Origin of the sequence: Acinetobacter sp. Tol 5, from assembly GCF_019702905.1 — a bacterium.
In the GTDB taxonomy this organism is placed as follows: Bacteria; Pseudomonadota; Gammaproteobacteria; order Pseudomonadales; family Moraxellaceae; genus Acinetobacter; species Acinetobacter bereziniae.
In genome coordinates this window covers 3,818,232-3,843,880 of record NZ_AP024708.1, presented here as the reverse complement: position 1 = coordinate 3,843,880, position 25,649 = coordinate 3,818,232, and the positions used below count along the sequence as shown (strand labels likewise).

Here is a 25,649-nt window from a genome sequence, read left to right as displayed (position 1 = left end):
TTCTTCTTAAAATGAAAAAGTCGTGCTAAGTGCACGACCGTTTTATGATTAAAGGTTATTTAATGTGCCTTCAGGCAGAACTGAAATAACACTTGCACGTTGAATTTTCACTTCATTTCCTTTGCCTAATTCAACCACTGCAAAGTCTCCGTCGATTTTCAGAATACGACCCATTAAGCCGCCTGCAAATACAACTTCACTGCCCACACCTAAGCTTTCAATTAAAGTACGGTGTTCTTTTGCACGTTTTGCTTGAGGACGCCAGATGAGAAAATAGAAGATCGCGATAAATACAACGATCATCAAAATGTTTGCCATCATGCCTGGACCTTGTGCAGGCGCTGCCGCAGCGTGAGCAGAAGAAATAAATAAACTCATTTCAGTTTCCTAATGTTAAAAATTTTCTGCCATTTGCATGGCTTTTAAATCGACTTGTTCTGCAATTTACCTTGTCTTGGGTTTCAGCGCAAATACTGTTGAATTAATCTTCAATTCAGCTTTATATTGGGGCATTAGTCCACAGGACAAGGTGGAACTTCTAAACCGCGACGTTGATAAAAATCTGTCACGTATTCATCAAAAGTACCTTGATCTAAAGCATCACGAATATCTTGGGTAAAGCGTTGGTAATAACGCAAATTATGGATGGTACCCAACATTGAACCGAGCATTTCACCACATTTTTCTAAATGGAATAAATAGGCACGAGTGAAGTTGGTGCAGGTATAACAGTCACAATGCGGGTCTAATGGACGTTGATCATGGCGATATTGGCTGTTACGAATTCGTACTAAGCCATCTGTAACAAAATAATGACCATTACGTGCATTACGTGTTGGCATCACACAGTCAAACATATCCACACCACGACGGATTGCTTCAACGATATCTTCTGGTTTCCCTACGCCCATTAAATAACGTGGTTTATCTGCTGGCATTTTCGCTGGGAGATAATCCAAAACTTTGATCATTTCTTCTTTTGGTTCGCCTACTGAGAGTCCACCAATTGCAAAACCATCAAAATCGATTTCTTTTAAACCATTTAAAGACTCTTCACGAAGATCTTCATACATGCCACCTTGAATAATTCCAAACAAGGCATTTTTATTTTTAAGCACATCATGATGTTGAGTTTTACAACGTTTTGCCCAACGCAATGACAATTGTAATGACTTTTGGGCTTCCTCATGTGTTGCAGGATATGGTGTGCATTCATCAAAAATCATCACAATATCTGAGTTCAAGGTATGTTGAATATCCATTGAAATTTCAGGTGATAAAAAGACTTTTGAACCATCGATTGGAGAGCGGAAGGTCACACCTTCTTCTTTGATTTTGCGCATTGCTCCAAGACTGAATACTTGGAAGCCACCTGAGTCCGTCAGAATAGGTTTGCCCCATTTCATAAACTCATGCAAACCGCCATGTTCACGAATAACATCTAATCCAGGGCGTAAATAAAGGTGAAAGGTATTTCCTAGAATAATTTGTGCTTGGATATCTTCAATATCACGTGGCAACATCCCCTTAACAGTACCGTAGGTACCGACCGGCATAAACACAGGTGTCTCAACGACACCATGTGCTAAAGTTAAACGACCACGACGAGCACGCCCCGACTGACCTAATTTTTCAAACTTCATAAATGACCTAAATCTGGCGAAAAAACAGTTCGCTGATTGATAATTGCAAAAGGGGCTATTTTCCCTGATTTTAGGGTTGAATACCAGTCATGTTATTTTTCATCATGTTAAAAATTGAAGATATGACTTGATTTATATGTATGCGAATAGATAGTTGCAGGTGTTTGTATTTTATTCTTTATAAAAGAAGCGGACTTTGGTCCACTTCTTTTAGGTTAACCGTCCGATTAATCTTTGGCTTTGCGCCCCATGACGATTAACCCAATAATCGCAAGAACTAAAATAAAAATGCCATAATGATTCCAAAAATTGCGTTGCATTTTATTTTCTTGGTAATCAGGATTTTTACTTAATGATGCAATCACATCTTCAGGTAATTCATAAAAAGTATCTGGTTCAGCATCAGTCATTCCAACCAGTGTGCAATCCCATGTTCTCACATCTGCCCATAAAATTCCGAAGTGACTACATTTGTAGCCTACATTTAAGCTTTTAAGGTCTTCATATTGGCTGATGAGTTCTTGTGGAAATGCACCAACTTTAAACATTTCATCACCTGTATTGAAAACCAAGAGTCCTTTTGCTTGAGCAGGAGCTTGCCATATGAAACACAGACAGAACATCATGAATAGTTTTTTTAACATTGTATAACTCCAATCTTTAGATTGTTTTTTATAAGTTGATCGTTTTGTTCTAAAAATAGTCATTTTTTTAGCGGTTTGAAAAATATCAGAAAATGATCGAAATGTCATTTTTTAATCTAAAAATAGCTGTATTTATCTTCAAAGATGATCGAGATTTGCAAATGATGATTTATATTTTGGTTTTAAAATAAGTCTATTTGACGCATTCATAGTATAAAACGAAAATTCAAAAAAACCTTCTTAGCATTTATCTAAGAAGGTATACAAAAGGTCTGGGGAGATGTTGGTGACTAATTGAAATTTGGTTTGTAATCAAAGTTTTGAGTTACAACATTATCTGAAAATGGACGAATCGTCTTCTTCGCTAAAGTGATGGTGTTAATCATATTATTCGGGAAGATTTCGATAGTGTTGTTAAATTCTTCAACATTACGATTGAAGATTGTAATCGCTGCACCGACATTTTCATTTTGCTCTTGAATATCATCCATCATTTTTGCATACAGTGTATCAGCCTTAAGTTCAGGGTAATTTTCAACAACAACATTTAGGCTTTTCATTAAGTCTTGGTTGAGTTTTTCAACATGTTGTAATTGAGAAACATCAGTATTGTTTAAATTTAAATTCAAAATTTGCTGACGTAATTCAGTCACTTTTTCTAAGGTGGATTTTTCAAATTGAGTATATTGCGCCAGTGTCTGTTCTAAAGTCTCAAGCGTCTTTACTTTTTGACGTTCAAAATTCGCCACTTCGGCCCATGCACGTTGGGTTGCATTGAAATAACGCACAATATTATTTCTGACTAAAATGCCCCAAACGATAATGGCGATAAAAATCCCAATAAATATGATTAAACCCATTCTGATTATTCCTTATGATTTATGAAATCAAGTTTAGCATGCTCTGTTTGAATTTTTCATATTCAGGCATGGTTAATGTTCTTAAATGTCCACGTAGTGCCGAGATATCTTGAGGGCTTTGCTTTTTTCGAGCAATTCGAAATAAGTTTTGATCACCCATATAGCACAGCATATTTTCCTCAAAATGATAAACAATATCACCTGAATATTGTTGAAAAAAATCACTTAATTTTAAGGTAATACTTGGGCTGATGGTTCTTGCCAATTGATGTTGATTATAGCCAAAAATATATAAGTTTTGGTTGACCATAATATCGGCTGTTTTCCAGCGTTGTGTATACGGCGGTGTGAACTCATGGTGTTTGTTGCTGGCAGCAAATCCAAGTGCAGGCATTTGAAAAATAAAAGCGCCCCATTGGTCTTTGTGTATTTCTCTGATTTTTTGCTTTTCACCTTGGCTATTTGGGAGTGAAAACTCATCAATATAATGATATTGAAACAACATCACATGATGTTCTTGTTCTCCATCAAACCAAACTGTAGAGGCAAATTGTTCGATTTCATTTGATACATTGCCTTGGGCAAAAAAAGGAAAGGTTTGTTTTAATCTGCTCATGACCAATAAGGTATTGCTTGTGGTCGAGATATGAGTTGGTGTTTTATTGAAATGCAAGTCATACCGCAACAACATTATTTTCTGCTCTAGAAAATTAATGACTTCGTCAATTGGGTCACTGGGCTCATAAATTAAATAGGCAGCAAAACAACATAATAATCCAGCTAAAAGCACCAGTGGATAGGGGATGAATGGATGAAAAAACCAGCCAATTAGCGAAGTTGCTATCCCCAAAATAAACAAAAATCGAGGAATTACATTATAGAAAAACAGATCTTTGCTTTCACCCCAGGGATGTAGACCATCCAAAATATCTTGTGCAGATTGAGCCTGTTGCCCAATCTCCCACAATCGAGCAATATTACGCATCACATGTTGATTTTTTCGAGTGCGGTAATGCAGTAATCGTTCAACGGTTTCTATAGGCATAATTGCTCATCATGATTTGGCCTTTCAGCAACTAAAATTTTAAATACTTTATCGATAATTATGCGATAAATCACATTAAATACCAATTAACTTATTTATTTTTAAAACTTATTTGTTTCAGTGTTAGGTTGAACTTCTTGCAATATTGTTATGAGTGATTGTTTAAGTTGCTCATAATCAGGCATGCTCATGCTTTCCAGTTGAGCTGCTAGGTCATGTACAGTCTGGACTTGATTCACTGGCAAATGCGGTTTGGTGATGTCAATCTTAAATAACCAACACAGTGCTGGGTGTTGTGGGTGAATGTAAAAATCACCTTTGAAATTCGACATCGCCTGATCAAGCATGAGTACATGATTGGGACTGAAAAATTTAGCCAAACGCATTTCGTTGGTTCCGCTGAGTTGATATTGATTGTCAAAACGAATATCGCCACTGGACCATTTCGTTCCAAATCGGCACGCGCGGTTTTGTTTGGAAGAAATACTGATACCTTGGGTTGGAAAATTCTCAACAATGATTCCCCATAAATCGTAATGGCGATATTCAGTTTTTGTTTTACCATCCGAATCGCGAGTTTCAACTTCGTCAACATAATGATAGTTAAACAACATATATGGATAGATGAAACCATTAATTTGCCAAGTGCCGTAAATGGTATTGCGAATTGAATTTTCATAGTCCCCTAAGCCAAATAACGGAAAATCATAAGGAGAGATAATTTTGTTATCCGTCTCATTAGGAAAGAAGCGAATTTGATATTTTGCCTCTAAATTCTTTTGCTGGAGATAATCTATGAGTTGATTGAGTGGCTTGGTTGAAGTACGTTTATAAAAAGCAAAGGCAATACTGGCTATTGCAAATAAAAATAGAATTGGATGAGTAAAAAAAGCCAAAATGGCAACGCCTATACCCACACAGATAAAAAGCCAAAAGGTATAATTTTGAATAGACAGGCTTGGATCATCTTGCCAATGCTTTAACTTTTCGATCAAGTGCTCAAAATTTTCAGTTGAAGCTAATAATCGGTTGATTGAATCAATATTACTTTGGGTTTTACCATTATTGACATGTTGTTGACTAAACGCATTTTGAATTTTTGTTGGTAAATCATTCATCTTTATTCATTATTGTGACGAGTTTTCAGAAGCTTAATTGTAACGAAAAAATGATTTTAAATGCAAAGCATCCTTTGAATGAATACTTTGCAGGTCGTGCTGTAAATTATGGCGTAAACTATTCTGCTGTCATTTGTTCTGTATTTGCATTTTCAATCAGCATGGCATCGCCATAACTAAAGAACCGATATTTTTGCTCAACTGCATGTCTATAAGCATTTAAAATATTGTCTCGATTGGACAATGCCGCAACCAGCATTAACAGCGTTGATTCAGGCAAGTGGAAGTTAGTGATCAAGCGATCCACCACACAGAACTGATAGCCAGGATAGATAAAGATTTGGGTATCTCCTGTCCAAGCCGCAATTTTACCACCTGAAGCTTGTGCAGCACTTTCCAATGCACGTGTTGCTGTGGTCCCTACTGCAATGACTTTATTCCCACGTGCTTTGGTTTCTTGAATAAGTTTTGCGGTTGCCTCAGGTACATCACACCATTCACTGTGCATAATGTGATTTTCGATATTGTCTGTCCGCACAGGTAAAAATGTACCTGCACCGACATGTAAGGTCACAAAAGCTTGTTGGATACCTTTTTGTTTTAATTTTTCCAGCAAGCTTTGATCAAAGTGCAGACTTGCGGTCGGTGCTGCAACACTTGCTAACTTGGTTGGATCATTGAATACGGTTTGATAGCGTTCAGTATCGATCGCTTCAGCTTCTCGATTAAAATAAGGTGGTATAGGTAATTGCCCATACAAATCCAGAACCTGCAAAATAGGCTGAGAAAACTCGACAATAAATAAGTTTTCATGACGCCCTTGTACAGTGGCTTTAACACCATCTACACCAATAAATAGTTCAGCACCTGCTTTAGGTGAATTACTGGCTTTGATATGACAATGTGCAATAGTTTGATCAAATATACGCTCCACCAAGACTTCAACTGCACCTCCAGATGCTCGTTTACCTTTAAGGCGTGCCTTCATCACTTTGGTATCATTGAGTACCATCAAGTCACCTTCATCGAATAAATCTAATATATCGGTGAAACTGTGATCTTGATATGAGCCATCTGCATTGAGATGTAAAAGGCGAGAAGCGCTACGTGTTTCAAGCGGGTAGCGTGCGATAAGTTCATCGGGAAGTTCGAAACTAAAATCAGAGAGTTGCATCATGGGAAAGAAAAACTGACATTGGAGATTTAAAAACTGCGCTTAGTATAGTCTTTTTTCAAATTAAAGGCTGAAATTGGTGATTTATAATCCAAAAAAACCAGATATGCATTAATTTTATACAAATGTGAAAACTTGTCGTTGACAAGAAAATGAAACGCGCTATTATACGCACACAACCTCTCCCGAGGTGGTGAAATTGGTAGACGCGGTGGACTCAAAATCCACTGTCAGCGATGACGTGTCGGTTCGAGTCCGACCCTCGGGACCAAAATATAGAATAGCAATATTCTCCAAAGCCCCAAGCCTTATATATTAAAGGCTTGGGGCTTTGTCGTTTCTGGCATTTATGTTTTTTTTGGGATATTTGGGTATATATCTCCACCTGTTTTCCACCCGGGTGGGATTATGATTTATGGAGTTAATTTATAGATGAGTATTTCGGTTTATCAACGACCAAATAAAAAGTGGAAAGCAGACGTAGAATTAAATGGTTTGCGTAAAACAAAAAACATTTGAAAAGAAAATTGATGCGACAAACTGGAGCAGAGCAACTGAAAGAGATCTGATATTAAATGCATCTACCTCAACTGCTTTGCAGAGTAAAAGAGTACTTACACTTCGAGAAGCCTTGGGTAATCCCCCCTCAAAATAATTGAACTCAAAAGTAGAAAACCGAAGGAAAGTTCCCACGATTTGATTAAGATATGACTCTTGAGCAAACTGGAGAACTTTCTTTTCTACTATGATCGTATGATTAGATTGAAAATAATAATCAAGTAAATTAAAAATTATAGAAGAACAATAAATTTAACATTTTATGGGTCGGTTTATTATCAGCTATTGCTAAGGATTGCATATTTCCGTTAATAAATGGATCATTTTTTCCAAAGATATATTCTGTTGCAAAAGAGAACTTTTTCACATCAAGTTGTGCTCCAATCGTATGACGTGTTGAGTCTTTATAATCATCAATATTTTTATTATATAGCGAATAAGTCGCATACGGTGTTAGATTAAAACGACCATTTGGATCTTTATAAGCATAATTAATATCGATGGCATAGAAATCAGCATCATTTGCAACATAATAGTTTGTATCAAATGCTCCCATGACGGAATAATTAGGTTGTAATAGATCTTTGTTTTTAATTTTGTTCCTACCAGTCGTTAATGTTAAATTAAAGTTATTATAATGAGCACGAGAGAAAATAGCCCAACTATTACGATGCCCTGTCTGATTATTGGTTTTATTATCCAATTGTGAATACCAATAAGAGCCTCCTGCGCTTAGATTCAGTCCGTCAATCCATTGAGGTAATTTTTGATCGATACGTGAAACGAGCATATTTTTTTCTTGCAAGCGGGTTTCATTCGGATCATTGGGATTGACATAACTGGCAGAATATCGTGCAGCATTTTTACTATCTCCTACATAACTTCCCGCATCACGGACGAAATAGGCGAGGTCGATTGTCGTATCATCAGAGAGCTGAGTATTGAAGTTCACGCCCAAATGGTGAATATCTGATAAACCTGAAGTCACAGTAATGTCTCCAAACCAATTGGTTGACCAGCCACGACCAGGTCCGAAAGGTACATCCTGTATCCCAATAGTTATACGATTACTTGGATTAATCTTATAGCCAAGATTGGCATTGACCAAAGAAGAAAAATCACAGATTTCATCAAATTGATAACAACGATATTCAAAATTACCAAAGAATTGGGTTGCGTCATATTGAATGGCTAATTTTGCTGCATCAAATTTGAGCTTATGTTCATCATTCGAATAGTTTTTATCCTGAATATTTGCACGTAGCCATCCTGAAAATGTAAGTGCCCCAAGATTCGATTGGGGATCTCCGATTTGAGAGGAAGCTTGTGCCATCTGAGGATAAAATATAGATAATAGGGTCAAGTTTATAGCTAAGTATTTGAATTTAAACATTGATATCTTCCTTGATATTGATTTACTGAATTTATTTTTTTGTGCTCCAGACTGAAGCTTGAAAATATATTTGTTATGAATTTCTATATGGAGAAATTTAGAACATGGATTTTCTTTGATTTATTAATAGCAAAACACGAAAAGAAAAAGAATATTGCATGCATTAAATGTCTACGAAAATAAGTCGTAAAGACATTCCCTTTTTTCGTTTGTAGGTCAGAATCAGTAAAAACATACTAAATTAGTTTATTGAAATTGATAGTTTTGTGAATCGATCAATTATCTACAGTTATAAAATGGAGTGTACTGTAGTCGTTTATTAGAATTTTTCTAAATTTAATATATGGATCAATAAACAATTAAAATTTATAAGGAAGGATTCAATGGAACAACATGACAATATATCTAATCGTAGTGATACGGACAATAAATTATGCCACAGTTTATCAAGCCGACAGGTGGGTATGATAACAATTGGTGGAATTATTGGTGCTGGTCTATTTATTGCATCAGCATCAGCCATTAATACGATTGGTCCCACGATATTATTTTCTTACATGATTGTAGGTATTCTAGTGTTCTTAGTGATGCGTATGTTGGGTGAAATGGCAGTGCTACATCCAGACTCAGGCTCATTTTCAGTTTATGCTGAAAAAACATTAGGACATTGGGCTGGTTTTACCACAGGTTGGTTATACTGGTGGTTTTGGATGTTAGTTGTTGCTTTTGAAGCAATAATGGGGGCAAATATATTAGTTGCTTATTTTCCTGATGTACATCCCGCTATTTTTGCTTTTAGTATTCTTTTAATCTTAACCTTGACAAATCTTTTCGACGTAAAAAAATTTGGTGAGTTTGAATTTTGGTTTGCTTTAACTAAAGTTGCTGCCATAGTTATTTTCATTGTTATATGTGTTTCAGCAATTTTGGGTTATTGGTCATTAAATCCAAATATTAGTGGTATTGCTAATTTATATCAGCATGGCGGACTATTTCCTCATGGCTATGGGGCTATTCTGTCTGGGATATTAATTGTGATGTTTTCATTCTTTGGTGTGGAAATGTTGTCAATTGCTGCTGCAGAGGCAAAACATCCAGGCAAGGAAATTCGCCGTTCAACCAATCTGGTGATTTATCGTATTGCAATATTCTATGTACTTTCCATTTTTCTAGTGCTGTGTATCGTGCCATGGACAGATAAAGGGTTACAGGAAATGGGAACGTTTCAGTATGTTCTGCATGTTCTAAATGTGCCGGGTTCAAAACTCATCATGGATCTGGTTGTTTTCGTTTCGGTAAGCAGTGTTTTAAATACAGGCACCTACATAAGTTCTCGTATGTTGTTTTCTTTAGCAAGTCGTGGAGATGCACCTAAAATATGCGCTAATGTAACCCGGGCAGGTGTACCACGAACAGCAGTTATCGTCACCACCATTTTCTCAATCATTTGTTTAGGACTTAATTATTATGCTTCTGAGGGATTGTTTTTCTTCTTTTTATCTACCTTAGGCGCAATTAGCTTACTCATTTATTTAATTATCGCGTTATCTCAATTAAAAATGTGTAAATCATTAGACAAACAAGGTATTCAGCTTGATTTTAAAATGTGGTGTTTTCCATATTTGACTTATGTTGTCATTGCTTTAATTACACTCACATTGGGATATATGTTTGTGAATGAAAAGTATCAGTACGAAACCATAGTCACTTTAGTTTTGGCAATTGGTACAGTGAGTGCTAGTTTCATTGTTAAATTCATAAAGAATAAATCGAATTCTTAAATATACGAGACAACTGTCAAAAAGAATTCTTTAATCAAATGAGTTCGAGCTCTTGTGGAGCTCGAATGTTATGAATGCTCTGAGGAGTTAAGGACACTATGTTGCGTGCTTATGCTGCACTTGTCTTACTGGGTATCATTTGGGGAAGCAATTTCATCTATATGAAATGGGCGACCGCTTTAATTTCTCCAGCTCAGACGGTATTCATGCGGATTTTCTTTGCTTTCATCCCTCTTTTAATCGTTGCTTTGTATACAGGAAGTATTTCATTGAAGCAACTACGTTATCTAAAGCATTTTGTGGTCATGTCTGTTTTAGCAGCGATCCTTTATTACTATGGTATTGTTGCTGGAACGGCATTATTACCAAGTAGTATCGCTGGATTATTAAGTGGAATTATTCCTATTTTTACTTTACTTGCAGCACTCATTTTTTTGCGTGAAGATCGATTGTCACTAGGCGTCATTATGGGTATTGCGCTCAGTTTTTCGGGGATTATCTTAAGTGCTCGTCCGTGGGAAAGTTCAGAATTTATTTCATTAATGGGAATATTCTGGGTAATGGTCGGATCTTTGAGCTTCGGTATCTCATTTGTTTATGCCCGATATTATCTTTTGCCATTAGAGATACCATCCATTGCACTTGCAACTTGGCAATTAGGTATAGCAGTACTGATACTTATTTTATTCATTGATTTTAAAGGTATTACAACAATATATTCTGATAGACATGTACTTTTAGGTACTATTATTGGGCTAGGTGTAATGGGTACGGGAGGAGCCTTTCTTTTGTATTATTACATTATTCAAAAATTAGGAGCAGTGAAAGCTTCAGTTGCAACATATATAGCACCTGTCATTGCTGTGATTATTGGTGCTGTAATGGGGGAAAATGTAACAGCAATTGAGTGGTTCGCGCTCACACTTATTATCGGAGGAGTCATTGTCATCCAAACTACAAAGCTAGGTTAAGATGATTGTTGTTAAAAAGGACAGCGAAAAGATGAAAAATATCTGCTTGATTGGGTATTTTTTGAATTTTTATTTTTTACTGAATGGGTTAAATTGAAATTCGTATTATTGAGTCAGTGATCTAAAGGTATTTGGTCAAAGCAATGATATGGCAGACTAAAAAACAAGTAACTTTCAATGGATTTGGGCACTCTTCAATATTAAAAAAAAGGAATTTAAAAAATGCATAAAATGACATCCAGAACTTTTCCATCGACGACATCATTACGATGCTTTGAAGCTTCTGCTCGATTTCTAAGTTTTACCAAAGCTGCTCAAGTCCTCCACATGACTCAAAGTGCTGTAAGTAAACAAGTCATCCATTTAGAGGATAGCCTTAACACGACTTTATTTGACCGTTCTTTAAAGGGTTTAAATCTTACTCCTTCAGGTAAAATATTCCTGGCAGAAGCCCAAAAGATACTCAATCAAATCGAAATCTCTGTTTTAAATATATTGGCACATGGGAGTGAAGCAGAGACGGTGAATATCGCTGTTCACCCTACGTTATGCGCGAGATGGTTGATTAAAGCATTAAAAGGATTTGGAAAATCTCATCCCAATATACATCTCGATGTTCAAGAACAAATTCATGATTCTGAAATTGAAAATTTACAAGCAGATATCGCCTTTTTATATGGTGAAGGCGTCTGGAGGGATATGACCAGCATCAAATTATTTGAAGAGCAGTGTGTAGCCGTGTGTTCTCCTGAAATTACACAAACGCCTTTTAATAGTTTAGAAGACTTTCATTGTCATGTTTTAATTCAATGTCGATCACGTCCTAGAGCATGGGATGAATATTTTCAAATGCAAGAGTTCGTAAATGAACACCCATTTATTGGTCCAAGATTTGATACTTTTTATTCATGTATTAATGCGGCAATAATAGGTTGTGGTGTTGCACTTATTCCCAAATTTTTGATTGAAGAAGAGTTATTAACTCAAAAATTAATCTTGGCTTGGCCTTATGAATTAAATAATACCAAAGCTTATTATATGACTTATCCAACATCGATGGCGAAAACGCCAAAAGTCGTGACAATTACACAATGGATTCAAGATCATTTAAATGAATGTTAAAACGCAAAAGATTGGATAATTAAGGGGCTAACCACTGTCCTTGCCATTCTCCATTTTTATCTTTTTCAAAAAAACATCTTATATGGGGATTTTCATTCAGGTCCAACCACTCTAAACTTGTTATGTGGATATCAATAAGATCAAAAAAAATCGATGGTTCTTTATTGCCATATTCTTCATCTATATATTTGACTTCGTGAGGTGAAGCAATTTTTTTGCCAGGTGAAACCGATGTTTTAAACAGTAAATGGGTGTGTTGTTTTAATTTATGCCAAGCTTCTTTTTTTGTTTGCGTATCTTGAATAATATTTGCTTCACCTTCGATTCGTAATTGGGTTCCTTTAGGATCAAATGCAGCTAAAGCAACTTTATGATTATTATTTATTTCTTCTATTTTTTGAGAACGTGTATCAGTAAAAAAAGAAATTATTGCTTTCTCTGCGTTGAAGTCGCGAAGTACAATTGTCCTAAGCTTAGGTTCATTTTTTGAATTTATGGTCGCAAGTTGCATCAGGGTAAAAGGGGAGCGCTCTATAGAAGCTTGGGTCAGGTGATCTATAATTTGTTTGAATAAATCACTTTTAAGCGGTATACCCATATAACACCTCGTCTGACCGATAGGATAAGGCTGTAAGATTTTAATTCCAGCCTTATATCATTAAAATCTTATTGATCAGGTTCAGCGTAAAACTTCCCTGCATGTGCCCAATCAGATGATGGTATTTCTTTAAAAATAATATCAATGGTCTCTGTTGGACATTTTAATATCATTGAAGTCAAGGTTGTGACTTCTTGCATAAACGCTTTCTTTTGCGCATGTGTACGCCCTGGGGCAAGTTCAATTGTAATTAACGGCATTTTGTAAAACTCCCAAAGGGATAAAGCTACATCGCTTTATCCCAATAATCACTGATATTTGTTATTAGATCGAACGAGCTAGACCGCCATCTACACGAATGTTTTGACCAGTAATATATGCAGCACCTTCTGAAGCTAAGAATGCGACCGTCGCTGCAATTTCTTCTGTAGTACCATAACGTTTCATTGGAACACTATCACTGCGTTCGTTTGTCATTGGCAAACTATCAATCCAACCTGGTAAGACATTATTAAAACGTATATTGTCAGTGGCATACTGATCTGAGCAGATTTTTGTAAAGGCAGCTAGACCTGCACGAGCAACCACCGAGGTTGGGAATAATGGACTTGGTTCAAATGCCCATGTAGTAGAAATATTAATAATCACACCACTTTTTTGCTTTTGCATAATCGGTACAACTAAACGAGTTGGACGTACAGCATTTAAAAAGTAAGTATCAATACCAGCATGCCAATCTTCATCCGTTAACTCTAAAATTCCTTTACGCGGACCGTGACCAGCACTATTAACTAAGACATCAATTCGTCCCCAACGTTTAAGTGTTTCATCAATCAGGCGTTGAATATCTTCAGGAGACTGGTTTGAGCCAGTCACACCTAAACCATTTAACTCTTGAGCAAGCACTTCCCCTTTTCCTGAAGAAGAAAGAATGGCTACTTTGTATCCTTCATTGGCCAATTTTCTTGCGACTGCGGCGCCCATGCCACTCCCTGCGGCTGTAATAACTGCAACTTTATCAACCATTTTCATCTTCCTCACTATAGATGGTAATCATTTTATTTATTGAGTTTAAGTGTTGAGTACACCGCAAACAAACGATATTATTTTGTATGATCAGATAGAAAAACTATTGGCTAAGTTCATGAGAAAGCTTCCATCGTTAAAGGGTTTATATGTATTTGAAGTTGTATCAAGGCACTTAAATTTTAGATTAGCTGCTGATGAGTTAGGGGTCACACAAGCTGCTGTGGCTCAACAAATTAGAGGCTTAGAGGAGGAGTTGGGTCTCAAATTATTTGAAAGAACACCAAGAAAATTAACAATGACTGAGAGTGCATATCGATATGCGATAAGTGTAAAACAGGCATTTAAAATATTAGAAGAAGCAACAGAAATATTACATCCGACTCAACCCTATCTTACTATCAGCGTTCCCCCCTCATTTGCTGCGAAATGGTTACTTCCTCGTTTAAATGAATTTGCAGAGACTTATCCTGATTTGGATTTAAGAGTTGTTGCGAGTCCAAAGGTACAAAATTTTGGCACAGATGGAATTGATTTAGCTATCCGTTTAGCAGCCCCACCTTTTGAAAATAGTGTGAATGCCGATTTGCTTTTTGAAAACCAGGTGGTTGCTGTAGCAAATCCTTTGCTCATTGAAAAAATAGGGCATCCGCATGATTCTAAAAGTCTTCAATCGTATACTTTAATTCATGATGCCCATAATTTTTGGCCTAAATATCTTCAGGTCGCTTTTCCTGATCATGATTTGTTTAATTCTAAAAATATTTATTTTAATCAGACCTCACTTGCCATTGATTCAGCAATTGCTGGGCAAGGGATAGCCTTAACTTGCCTAAATTTTGTCAAAGATGATTTAGAGGCAGGGCGATTAATACGTTTAAATTCAATTACACTCGATACAGGATCAGGCTTTTACCTCATATCACCACGAAAACCTCATCAACCACCATCCTTGCCATTGGTAAAGTCATGGTTAATGAATTCACAATGATTTATTAATTTGAGTCAAAGCACTTGATGATTCAGACATGTGATTTGAATCGTTCATATCCAATGTACTTGATATTTTTTATATGAATTTTTAAAAGTTTTGCTTAAACATATTTTTTGCATTTTTGAGTTATAGATGGTCTTTCTATGGCGAGGCGACATCGATGTCGCCATGTTGAGCTGGGAGATATAAGCAAGGACAAAGCCATACTTTATTTTTGCTCAGGGTTGTGGCTAAACTATCTTAACCATGCATTATGGAACTTAAAAATAGTTTCGCAATTTTCTTCGTTTCATGCTTTAAAATGTATCGGTCTCATGCCTAATTTTAACCTATAACAAGAGCCATTTATAAAAGGTCAACAGACCCGATGATATTTAAGACTCAGCCCAATTTTTCTAACAGAACCTGAATAGGATGGCGAAGTTGAGTTTTTTCTAAACGTTTGACTTGAGTTCGACATGAATATCCAGTTGCTAAAATCCGTTGGCGATATAGTTCTACCTTACTTTGCCATGACTGTTGGTAAATCACTTTTGATTGATTCAAATGTTCAGTTTCATGACCATAAGTTCCAGCCATACCACAACATCCTAATGCAAGGGATTTAAGTTCTAAGCCAAACACTTGAAAAATATCTTTCCACATTTGATTCGATTTAGGTTCTTGTGTGCGCTCAGTGCAATGCCCAGCTAAATAATAAATGGATTGAGTTGTTGATAATTCTGGCAGTTCAAACTTGTCCAAGCGTTGCTTTAGCCATTCTTGTACCAGCATGACTTGATAATGGAGTTCAGGTAAATCTTCAGTAAATCTTTTATGATATTCTTGACGAAAAACTAGAGTCATTGCTGGGTCCAAACCGATTATAGGATAGCCTAAATCAGAAACTTGATTTAAGAGGGTAATATTTTTTCTTCTCAGTTTTTCAAACTCATCTAGGAAACCATGCACATGTAAAGGTTTTCCGTTGGGGAAATAGGGCAATACATAAGGGATAGCCCCTAATTTTTTGATTAGCGTGATTAAATCCAAAAAGACAGAAGTATCAAAATAGCGTGTGAATGCATCTTGTACAATGAAAACCACATCAAGCTCATTACTGGGTAAATTATTTAAGTCCTGATCAACGAGGACTGCACCATATATTTGTAATTTTTCCTTTACTTTAGGATGAAACAATGGGATATCTGTCATTCTGAGTATTTTTCTCTGGAATGATTTTAGTAAGGACAGTCTTTGTGTCACATTATATAAAGATGAAATAGATGCGACTTGCGGTAAGACAAATTCTAATTTTGCCAATATATAATCACGAAGTTGACGAGGATATCGTTGATGATAGTGGGCTAAGAAACGCGCTTTTGCATCAGGAATGTCTACTTTAACAGGACATTGTCCAATACAGGATTTACAAGACAAACAACCATGCAAAGCCTCATATACCTCCTGATCAAAACCCATACTGGATTGTTGATTTTCCTCTCTTCTAAGCCACTCTTTCACTAATGTTGCACGTCCTTTGGGAGAGTGAATACGATTTCGTGTCACTTTATAAGAAGGGCACATGGGATCATTCAAATCATAATTAAAACATGCGCCATTTCCATTACAGTGCATGGTCGTGCCAAAATTATTCCAGTCGATCTTTGAAATTTGACGATCATAATCCCCGCGTAGCGGAATTTCGGTGAGTCCGATCAATTTACTGGTGGGTAATGTTGCAGGCGTTGCAATTTTCCCAGGGTTGAGTTGATTAAATGGATCAAAAAGCGCTTTGATTTGTTGTAATAGGGGATAGGCTTGTCCAAAAAATATAGGGGCGTAACCAGAACGCAAGCCTTTACCATGTTCTCCCCATAACACACCACCATAATGATGCGTTAATTCGACGACCTTCTCTGTAATTAATTTTATCATTCCCAATGACTTGGGGTCTTTCATATCCAATGCCGGGCGTACATGCAGTACACCAGCATCAACATGTCCAAACATGCCGTATTCCAGACCATGATGATCTAAAAGCTGTCTAAAATCTGCTATATACTCCGCCAAGTACTCAGGGGGAACGGCTGTATCTTCAACAAAAGGCTGAGGTCTTTTTTCCCCTTCGACATTACCCAATAATCCGACTGCACGCTTACGCATTGCATAAACGTGATTAATTTCAGTTTCTCCCCATGCAACAGTGGTACTGAGTCGTTCGATTTGTCTGTCTTGAGATAAATGCTGTAAAAAATCTTCTAGATGTTGTTTTAATTCAATTTCAGTTGTTGCATCAAGTTCAACTAAATTAATCCCCTCAATCGGTTTTTCTAAATGATTGTCTGGAAAAAATTTTGCGACATTGTGCCAAACGATATCATTTTTAGCTAAATTTAAGACTTTGGAGTCAACCGTTTCAATTGATAGTGGCTTATGTTGCATGAGCACATTGGCATCTTTTAATGCATCCTGAAAGTTGGTATAGCCGATATTTATTAACAGTCGATACTTTGGAATTTCTAAAACGTTTAATTCTGCCTCGATAATAATGCCTAAAGTTCCTTCACTACCACAGAGTAGGGCGTTTGGATTAAAATATTCATCATCCAATAAATTAGGCAAATCATAACCCGTCAATGATCGATTCAACGATGGGAAACTATTTTTAATTATGTCTTGATTAATTTTAGCGACTGTAAAAATCTGGTGGTATAAATTTTTCTGAAAGGGTGTTTTATCTAAAATTTGTTGTTGCCATGATTCTCGTTTTAATGCTTGGGAATGTAAAATCTCACCACCCCTTAATACTGTAGATAAACGCGTTACGTGATGATGTGTTTTTCCATATCGGCAACTCCCTTGTCCACTTGCATCTGTATTAATCATTCCTCCAATGGTTGCTCGATTTGAAGTAGACAGTTCAGGAGCAAAAAATAAACCATATTTTTTTAATTCAGCATTGAGTTGATCTTTGACGACACCAGCCTGAACAATAGCCTTTTTTTGTTGAACATCGATCGATAATATTTTATTCATGTGTCGAGAAACGTCGATGACAATTCCATTTGTTAAAGATTGTCCGTTCGTTCCTGTACCACCACCGCGAGCAGTCAATACTACAGATTGATATTGATGTTCACTCACAAGCCGCATAATCATTTCAATATCATGTTGATGTTTCGGATAAATAATCGCTTGCGGATGGTATTGATAAATTGAATTATCTGTAGAAAATACTTGGCGAGTCGCTTCGGAACAATCTATTTCACCTTCAAAACTGGATTGGAGTTGTTCAATAAACTGCTGCGTTATAACTGCTAAATCCTGTTTCATATATATGCCTTATTAAAATCACGAACAAGCATTGTCTTGCTTTGGCAATGACAGTTTTAGTTAAGAATTCTTTAACTCCTGGTCATTTAAGAGATAATTCTTAAACATTGACCTGCGTGATATAAGGTAATGCCACAGTCATAGAACATTGCTCGAGCATTACGGAAAGAGACTTTGCTTGATTCCAGATCACTAAAAGGTAGCGGTAAGTTTTCACGGTCATCATCTTGAAGATACTGAGCAAATGCTTTTCCCATTAATGTGCCAGTTGTGATCCCTCGACCATTAAAGGCAGTTGCAGCCACAATTCCTGGTGCGGGTTCAAAAATACGCATAATATGGTCTGTGGTAAATCCAAATTTTCCAGTCCATTGATATTGCCATTTGAGTTTACCCAATTCAGGAAAGTATTTTTGGGTGATTAGATCAGCCCAAGAATGATAAATGCTCTCTTTTCCTTCATGTCCACCGACAGTTCCGAGTAACAGACGATTTTCTTTATCTCGGCGAATACTTGATAACGCTAAACGTGTATCCCATGAACCATTTTTATAAGGTAAAATTTTATCTGCAATTGAGCCAGTCAAAGGTTCAGAGGCAATTTGATAATATTTAACAAAATAAATAGTTTTTAGAATTTCAGTCCATTCACCTTGTGTGTAAGCATTGGTTGCTAAAACAACTTTATCCGCAGTAATGCTTCCGGAGGTGGTTTTAACACACCATTGCGAGTCGCTTTTCACAATCTCATTCACAGATGAATTTTCGTAAATTTCAACATTTAAACGCTTGGCAGCTTGTGCTAGACCTGTGACATAGGCATATGGGTTTATGGTTCCTGCTCGCTTATCAAGTAAAGCTTTTTGAACCACTTTTGTCCCACAATATTCATGACATTTTGCACCTGTCAACACTTCAACATTTGCACCGCGACGACTCAGTTGAAGGTAACGGTGATCAATATCAGCTTCACCTTCCGAGTTATGCGCCATGTGTAGATTACCAGTGCGAGTATCTTGTGCTTGTATACCTAAGCGATCAATCGTATCAAAGACCAGTTGTGGTGCATGACCTAATGCTGTGGTCAACTTTTCTCCGACTTTTTCTCCCAAATATTTATTTAGCTCATCTGGTTGAGCCCATGTTCCTGCATTGACCAAACCGACATTACGCCCAGATCCTCCAGAACCAACTTCTAAACTTTCTACGACTACGACACGGTGTCCTGCTTCTGCTAAATGAATTGCTGCTGATAGACCAGTGAATCCGCCACCAATAATACAAACATCAATATTTATATCTGTTTGTAATTGAGGGAAATGAGGTACATTATCCACGAGGGTTGACCATAATACTTGATTTTTTAACATGATTATTGCTCTATCCTTATAGCAATCAAATCGCAACATCAAAATGTTGTTGTTTTTTAGATCATTCAATATACTTTTGCATTTTAAGGGTTAAATAAGGTTATATGCTCATTTAACCCTGTGATTATAATAAATAATTAACCAAAGTTAATCCCTTGAGCTAAAGGTAATTCTCGAGAATAGTTGATGGTATTTGTTTGTCTGCGCATATAGCCTTTCCAAGCATCTGAACCAGATTCACGCCCACCGCCTGTCTCTTTCTCACCACCAAATGCACCACCAATTTCTGCACCACTCGTACCAATATTGACATTCGCAATACCACAATCACTCCCAACAGCACTGAGGAATTTTTCAGCTTCACGAATATCGTTGGAGAAAATACATGAAGATAATCCTTGAGGAACATCATTTTGGAGATCGAGGGCTTCGTCAAAATCCTCATAGCCAATCACATATAAAATCGGTGCAAAAGTTTCTGTTTTAACGACATCATCTTGTGAAGTCACTTCAACCAATGCTGGTTTGACATAGTAAGCATGAGGAAATTGATCTGATAATACTCGTTCACCACCTGTTACTTTTGCACCTGCTTGTTGCGCTCGAACAAGCATTGTCTGCATTTGATTAAAAATATGTTCGTCAATTAATGGTCCAACAAGATTACCTTCTAAAGGGTGTCCAATTGAAACTGTGGCATACGCTTTCTTTAATTTTTCAACAACCTCAGCTTGAATCGATTTATGAACAATTAAACGACGTAGTGTAGTACAACGTTGACCTGCCGTACCTACTGCTGAGAATAAAATACCGCGGATGGCTAAATCCAAATCAGCTGTTGGCGCAAGAATCATGGCGTTATTCCCTCCCAATTCGAGAATACATTTGCCAAAGCGTTCTGCGACTTTCGGACCAACAATTTTACCCATACGTGTACTACCCGTTGCACTAATCAATGCAACACGCTCGTCAGTCACTAGTTTTTCACCAATTGAAGCATCACCAATGAGTAATTGGGATAGCTGTGCAGGTGCATCACGACCAAATTGTTTAACCGCTTTTTCAAACAATGCCTGACAAGCTAATGCAGTAAGTGGCGTTTTTTCTGAGGGTTTCCAAATTACAGCATTACCACAGATTAAAGCCAATGCTGTATTCCAAGACCAAACGGCAACAGGAAAATTAAATGCGGAAATTATGCCGACAACACCTAATGGATGCCAAGTTTCGCGCATGTGATGTCCTGGTCGTTCTGAAGCAATTGTTAAACCGTACAATTGGCGTGATAAACCGACTGCAAAGTCGCAAATATCAATCATCTCTTGAACTTCGCCTAGACCTTCCTGAGCAATTTTACCTGCTTCCCACGAGACCAAAGCGCCAAGTTCATTTTTATATTCGCGTAAAATTTGCCCAAAAATACGCACTAGTTCGCCACGTCGCGGAGCAGGGACTTTTCGCCATTCTTTAAAAGCAATGAGTGCCTGTTGAATACAGGTATCAGCTTGTTTAAGATCATTTACAACAACCTGTCCAATGACACTTCCGTCAATTGGAGTTTTTACGGTTAATGAACCTGTTTGATACGCTTCAGCAGCAACACCTAATTTATTTAATAATTCCTGAATCATGTTATTTCCTTTCCATCATTAAAATGAATAACTCATCAAAGCCTTGTTATACCTTTGACACAATTGATTGATTTAAAGTTGCTAAACAAGCCTCTATTGATTGCTGTTGAGCCTGGGCATAAAGTTGGATTTCATCAAATACTTTTGTGCCTAAACACTGCTCAAAAACGTCTTGATTTGAAGTTGAGCTGTAATCTGTTTGTTCATTTCCGCCCAAATTGGACTGAAAAATTCCTGCTGCAGAGACAGGTAAAAAATCTTCATAGACAATCGGTTCAATTCGAACTCGACCTGTATGAATCAATTCAGGCAAATCCGTTTCTGTCCATACCTGATGAGTGCTAAATGGTTGTGCGTAATAATAAAAGTAAGCTAAATCCTCTACGGCCAATGTGGTGTAACAATCTGGAAACGCTTTGAATGTTTCCTCTAAAATCTGCATATATTGCGCTGCATTTTCTTCAGTCGCGATACCGCCTAATTGCTGTTGTGCTTTGACAAGCAATTCATCATAAAGTTGACGACCTTTTGGTGTAAGCGCAACGCCTCGTTGTTCAATTTCACCAAAACGAGCAGTATGACTTCCTTGTTGATCTGTAAAGATCACTTGTTCCTGTAAAGCTTTAAAGCTGGTTTGACGCAATAAAATTGGACAACGTCGACGAGGTGGTCCTTCGATTATCGCTTTAGGTGTAATCCCACGCCCCATCATTCCATTTTGAACTTGGTCAATATCAAGTGTTCTCGGTGTTAAATGATTGATATGTGGTCCTTTAAATGCAACAACATCAGCAATTAAACGATGTTGGTCATGTAATGCTTGATATAAATCAGCAGTGACTGGTGCATGAGTATGCCAACGGAATGTCTCTAAAACTTCAATAATAAACAGATCTGCATCATCTACACTCAATCCACCTTGCAGTTCATGTTTTGCTGTCAAAGCCAGCGCTTTTTCAGTAAAAATTTGACGTTTTGCCAGCGTTTCTTTTGCGAGTTGGCGTAATTCAGAATGATCCACTAACTCCAGACGTAATAAAGAAGTAAATACTCGGAATGGGCTATGATTTAAAGCATCTGTTTGGATTGCCCGAAATGCAGTTGCATGTACAGGAACACCAGCAGGTACTAAGTCATAATAACCTACAGGGTACATTCCCATCACCGCAAAAATGCGACGCATATTATGAAGTTCTTCTGCTGTTCCCAATCGAATTGCGCCGTGGCGTTCTTGTGATAAACGAGTTAATTCACCAGTTTGTTGTAATTGCGCTTTTAAAACAGTTTGCTGTTCTAAAACAGATTGGTTTACGTCATCCACTAATTCTATTAAATCACCATATAATGGAACTTCGTTTTGATACATCTCTGACATTAACTTTGAGAATTTCGCTCGGATCTCATCCACATTGATCCAATTAGTCATGACTATCTTCCTTTTTAAACACTTGTCATCATTTCTTGATGAGCAGTTTCTGCCAAAATTTGTTCCAATATATCCAGACCTTCTTTTAATACTTTAGGTTCTATCGTCAATGGGGTTAATAGACGAATAATATTTTTCTCTTGTCCGCTTGACATGAGTAATAGACCTTTATTTCTAGCCTGAGTCAGAATGTTTGCTAATACATGTGTACCTGCACCATATTGGGGGTGATAAAGTTCAATACCACGCATCGCGCCAATACCGGTTAAACGCCTCAACCAAGGTGTTAAATTCTGTTGTTTCCACTTTGAATAATAAGCTTCAATTGTCTCAATATAATGTTGAATATTTTCTTGGTAAATTTGAGATCGCATGATGTCGAGTGTGGCTAAACCTGCTGCACAAGCAATCGGATTACCTGAATATGTTCCACCTAAAGCCCCTTTATGTGGATGATTCATGTATTCTGCTCGACCAATTAAAGCGCCTAAAGGTATGCCACCTGCAATACTTTTTCCGAGTAACAGTAAATCAGGTTCAATCCCTAACTTTTTAAAAGCAAAAGCTTCACCTGTACGACCAAAACCAGATTGAATTTCATCCAGAATGATTAAAATGCCATTTTTTTGACAGAATTCTTGTAAAAAATGTGCAAAATCGGCATTCATGACGTGAAAGCCACCTTCGCCTAAGACTGGTTCAAATATAATTGCCGAGATATTTTTTATATCCACTTCGACTTGGAACAATCGAGCCAAAGCTTTTTTTGCTTCCTCGGAAGTTATATCGTTGTCTTTGCTCGGATATGGAATATGATAAACAGGACCGGGTAAAGCACCGAGCCCACCTTTATAAGGTGCTACTTTGCCGTTTAAATTCACAGCAGCTAAGGTGCGACCATGGAAGCCACCATCGAAAGCGATGACACCGGATCTTCCCGTAACTGTACGAGCTACTTTTAATGCATTTTCGGTTGCTTCGGCACCGCTATTGGTGAGCATTCCTACAATTGGATATTCAACTGGAATAAAATCAGTGAGTTGTTCCATAAACTGTACATAAGGCTGATGATGTGCAGCATTAAAAGCATAATGAGTAAGTTTTTGGGCTTGGTGCTGGATCGCTTTGACAATTTTTGGATGACAATGCCCAAAATTTAGGACACCTATCCCACCAATAAAATCAATATACCTTTTACCATTTCGATCCCAGACTTCTGCATTCAGACCTGTCTCAAGTGTAATGGGGTGAATAAGTCCTAAAGCACTTGAAATTCTTTGATAATTATCCACTTCATTTTTCTCGATAGAATTTATTTGATGTTGTTATTTAAACCTTCGAAATATCGTCCTACAAACGAATTAAAATACTCACACTATTCCTTTTTTTCGTATCACTTTTTCCGAAAATTGCTTTCAAAAACAAAAAAATTAACCTAGTTTAATTGATTAAAAGTTAAGTAAATATCTTTGAGAAATTTGTGTATTTACTTAGACATTATTAATAACGTGATAGAGCAGAACAAAGATCAGTTGGATATTCAATATGACAAAACTCTCTTATATCCAAGCAAATGATGCAGCTTGGTTAACTTTTCTTGAACAAATTGAACGCGTATCTCCCTATTTAGAGCATCTAAAACAACATATTGAGATATTAAAAAGACCCAAAAGAGTTCTTATCGTAGATGTACCGATTGTCATGGATGATGGTTCAATTCAACATTTTGAAGGTTATCGTGTACAACACAATTTATCACGTGGTCCTGGTAAAGGTGGTATCCGCTATCACCAAGATGTCAATCTGAATGAGGTTATGGCGCTTTCAGCATGGATGACGATCAAAACAGCGGTATTGAACCTACCATTTGGAGGTGCAAAAGGGGGTGTCCGTGTCGATCCACGTAAATTATCGGCTCGAGAATTAGAGCGTTTAACTCGTCGCTATACCAGTGAAATCAGTCATATTATCGGTCCTCAAAAGGATATTCCTGCACCAGATGTTGGAACAAATCAACACGTAATGGGGTGGATTATGGACACCTATTCATCAGGTCAGGGATATACGGTTACTGGTGTGGTCACTGGTAAACCTATCCACTTGGGTGGTTCATTAGGTCGTGTAAAGGCAACTGGTCGTGGAGTATTTGTTACAGGTCGCGAAGTTGCGAAGAAAATTAAGCTCTCCCTTAAAGGAGCTAAAGTTGCTATTCAAGGTTTTGGTAATGTAGGGAGTGAAGCTGGTTTTTTATTTGTGGAATCAAATGCAAAAGTTACTCACATTCAAGACCACACAGGGACTATTTTCAATAAAAACGGTATTGATCTTGAGGCATTACGTGATTATGTCACTGTGAATGAAGGTGTCGGTGGTTTTACTGGTGCACAGCTCATTACTGATGAAGAATTTTGGTCAGCAGAAGTTGATATCATGATTCCTGCGGCTTTAGAGGGGCAAATCACCATTGATCGTGCTCAGAATATTCAAGCTCAACTGATTTTAGAGGGGGCAAATGGTCCAACTTATCCAAAGGCAGAAGATATATTGGTTGAACGAGGTATTGTTGTCGTTCCTGATGTAGTCTGTAATGCGGGTGGGGTGACTGTAAGTTACTTTGAATGGGTGCAAGATATGGCAAGTTATTTTTGGAGCGAAGAAGAAATTAATGAGCGTTTAGACAAACTCATGGTTCAAGCAATTGAGGATGTTTGGAATACGGCAAATAACAATACATGTACCTTACGTACAGCGGCTTATATCTTGGCGTGCGAACGTATTTTAAAAGCGCGTAAAGAGCGTGGTGTTTTTCCTGGATAAAGAAATAAATGACTCAAGAAATATGTTTTACTGGATGGCTATTAGCAGTAATACATGTGTTTTGGAGCGGTAATTAACTATAAATATTTAAATAAAAAATAATTGTTTTGCTGCTTTTATTGACACGATGTTTATATAAAATCATGTCATTCAAAAATCTACT

Annotated in this window: 21 protein-coding genes and 1 tRNA gene; 6 read left to right on the top strand and 16 right to left on the bottom strand. The window is 37.1% G+C overall.

All coding sequences use genetic code 11. The features are described from left to right. Positions 1-48 precede the first annotated feature (48 nt). The 7 genes from yajC to queA all read right to left on the bottom strand — a co-directional run bounded on the left by yajC (position 49) and on the right by queA (position 6,484). Positions 49-378, bottom strand: a complete 330-nt coding sequence (gene yajC / locus TOL5_RS17800; RefSeq protein ID WP_004827744.1) for a preprotein translocase subunit YajC — start codon at positions 376-378, stop codon at positions 49-51. Positions 379-512: 134 nt separating this feature from the next. Continuing rightward, positions 513-1,643, bottom strand: coding sequence for a tRNA guanosine(34) transglycosylase Tgt (tgt, locus tag TOL5_RS17795; protein WP_004827745.1), 1,131 nt, complete (start codon positions 1,641-1,643; stop codon positions 513-515). 227 nt (positions 1,644-1,870) lie between these two features. Next, complete coding sequence (locus TOL5_RS17790) at positions 1,871-2,287, bottom strand: hypothetical protein (RefSeq protein ID WP_004827746.1); 417 nt, start codon at positions 2,285-2,287, stop codon at positions 1,871-1,873. 290 nt (positions 2,288-2,577) lie between these two features. Next, complete coding sequence (locus tag TOL5_RS17785) at positions 2,578-3,147, bottom strand: LemA family protein (protein ID WP_005030971.1); 570 nt, start codon at positions 3,145-3,147, stop codon at positions 2,578-2,580. A 19-nt stretch (positions 3,148-3,166) separates the two neighbouring features. Further along, positions 3,167-4,192, bottom strand: a complete 1,026-nt coding sequence (locus TOL5_RS17780; RefSeq protein ID WP_005030970.1) for a membrane protein — start codon at positions 4,190-4,192, stop codon at positions 3,167-3,169. A gap of 101 nt (positions 4,193-4,293) precedes the next feature. Further along, positions 4,294-5,310, bottom strand: a complete 1,017-nt coding sequence (locus tag TOL5_RS17775; RefSeq protein WP_221260558.1) for a hypothetical protein — start codon at positions 5,308-5,310, stop codon at positions 4,294-4,296. 118 nt (positions 5,311-5,428) lie between these two features. Further along, positions 5,429-6,484 (bottom strand): tRNA preQ1(34) S-adenosylmethionine ribosyltransferase-isomerase QueA, encoded by a 1,056-nt coding sequence (queA, locus tag TOL5_RS17770; protein WP_034708215.1) that lies wholly within the window; start codon positions 6,482-6,484, stop codon positions 5,429-5,431. Positions 6,485-6,668: 184 nt separating this feature from the next. On the opposite strand from queA, the gene TOL5_RS17765 reads away from it, so the two are divergent. Continuing rightward, positions 6,669-6,755: transfer RNA gene (locus TOL5_RS17765), tRNA-Leu, on the top strand. A 513-nt stretch (positions 6,756-7,268) separates the two neighbouring features. Here TOL5_RS17765 and TOL5_RS17760 read toward each other — a convergent pair. Then, positions 7,269-8,435, bottom strand: a complete 1,167-nt coding sequence (locus tag TOL5_RS17760) for a hypothetical protein (protein ID WP_151781592.1) — start codon at positions 8,433-8,435, stop codon at positions 7,269-7,271. Positions 8,436-8,818: 383 nt separating this feature from the next. Here TOL5_RS17760 and TOL5_RS17755 point away from each other — a divergent pair, with 383 nt between their 5' ends. The 3 genes from TOL5_RS17755 (at position 8,819) to TOL5_RS17745 (ending at position 12,309) form a co-directional block, all read left to right on the top strand. Continuing rightward, entirely contained in the window at positions 8,819-10,216 is a 1,398-nt protein-coding gene (locus TOL5_RS17755; protein ID WP_221260556.1) for an amino acid permease, read from the top strand. A gap of 98 nt (positions 10,217-10,314) precedes the next feature. Then, positions 10,315-11,187, top strand: a complete 873-nt coding sequence (locus tag TOL5_RS17750; protein WP_009585654.1) for a DMT family transporter — start codon at positions 10,315-10,317, stop codon at positions 11,185-11,187. Between the two features lie 222 nt (positions 11,188-11,409). Continuing rightward, the gene (locus TOL5_RS17745) at positions 11,410-12,309 is read left to right on the top strand and encodes a LysR substrate-binding domain-containing protein (RefSeq protein WP_004827757.1); all 900 of its coding nucleotides are present in this window, start codon (positions 11,410-11,412) and stop codon (positions 12,307-12,309) included. A 19-nt stretch (positions 12,310-12,328) separates the two neighbouring features. On the opposite strand, the gene TOL5_RS17740 is transcribed toward TOL5_RS17745, so the two are convergent. From TOL5_RS17740 to TOL5_RS17730, 3 genes are all read right to left on the bottom strand, one after another. Continuing rightward, the gene (locus TOL5_RS17740; protein WP_151781280.1) at positions 12,329-12,907 is read right to left on the bottom strand and encodes a pyridoxamine 5'-phosphate oxidase family protein; all 579 of its coding nucleotides are present in this window, start codon (positions 12,905-12,907) and stop codon (positions 12,329-12,331) included. Between the two features lie 68 nt (positions 12,908-12,975). Then, on the bottom strand, positions 12,976-13,167 hold the full coding sequence (locus TOL5_RS17735) for a 4-oxalocrotonate tautomerase (protein WP_009585671.1): 192 nt from the start codon (positions 13,165-13,167) through the stop codon (positions 12,976-12,978). A gap of 64 nt (positions 13,168-13,231) precedes the next feature. Beyond that, entirely contained in the window at positions 13,232-13,933 is a 702-nt protein-coding gene (locus TOL5_RS17730; RefSeq protein ID WP_046761397.1) for an SDR family oxidoreductase, read from the bottom strand. 118 nt (positions 13,934-14,051) lie between these two features. Here TOL5_RS17730 and TOL5_RS17725 point away from each other — a divergent pair, with 118 nt between their 5' ends. Further along, entirely contained in the window at positions 14,052-14,924 is an 873-nt protein-coding gene (locus TOL5_RS17725) for a LysR substrate-binding domain-containing protein (RefSeq protein WP_227560669.1), read from the top strand. 384 nt (positions 14,925-15,308) lie between these two features. Here TOL5_RS17725 and TOL5_RS17720 read toward each other — a convergent pair whose 3' ends face one another. The 5 genes from TOL5_RS17720 to TOL5_RS17700 form a co-directional block, all read right to left on the bottom strand. Beyond that, positions 15,309-18,242, bottom strand: coding sequence for an FAD-binding and (Fe-S)-binding domain-containing protein (locus TOL5_RS17720; protein WP_221260555.1), 2,934 nt, complete (start codon positions 18,240-18,242; stop codon positions 15,309-15,311). 86 nt (positions 18,243-18,328) lie between these two features. Then, complete coding sequence (locus TOL5_RS17715) at positions 18,329-19,612, bottom strand: NAD(P)/FAD-dependent oxidoreductase (protein WP_151781278.1); 1,284 nt, start codon at positions 19,610-19,612, stop codon at positions 18,329-18,331. A 137-nt stretch (positions 19,613-19,749) separates the two neighbouring features. Beyond that, positions 19,750-21,243 carry an aldehyde dehydrogenase family protein gene (locus tag TOL5_RS17710; RefSeq protein ID WP_199995609.1) on the bottom strand — a complete coding sequence of 498 codons (1,494 nt, stop codon included), beginning with the start codon at positions 21,241-21,243 and terminating at the stop codon, positions 19,750-19,752. 46 nt (positions 21,244-21,289) lie between these two features. Beyond that, positions 21,290-22,669 carry a VOC family protein gene (locus tag TOL5_RS17705; protein ID WP_005030950.1) on the bottom strand — a complete coding sequence of 460 codons (1,380 nt, stop codon included), beginning with the start codon at positions 22,667-22,669 and terminating at the stop codon, positions 21,290-21,292. Between the two features lie 14 nt (positions 22,670-22,683). Beyond that, positions 22,684-23,961 (bottom strand): aspartate aminotransferase family protein, encoded by a 1,278-nt coding sequence (locus TOL5_RS17700; RefSeq protein WP_151781276.1) that lies wholly within the window; start codon positions 23,959-23,961, stop codon positions 22,684-22,686. A gap of 253 nt (positions 23,962-24,214) precedes the next feature. Here TOL5_RS17700 and TOL5_RS17695 point away from each other — a divergent pair, with 253 nt between their 5' ends. Further along, the gene (locus TOL5_RS17695; RefSeq protein ID WP_221260554.1) at positions 24,215-25,486 is read left to right on the top strand and encodes a Glu/Leu/Phe/Val family dehydrogenase; all 1,272 of its coding nucleotides are present in this window, start codon (positions 24,215-24,217) and stop codon (positions 25,484-25,486) included. Positions 25,487-25,649: the final 163 nt, after the last annotated feature.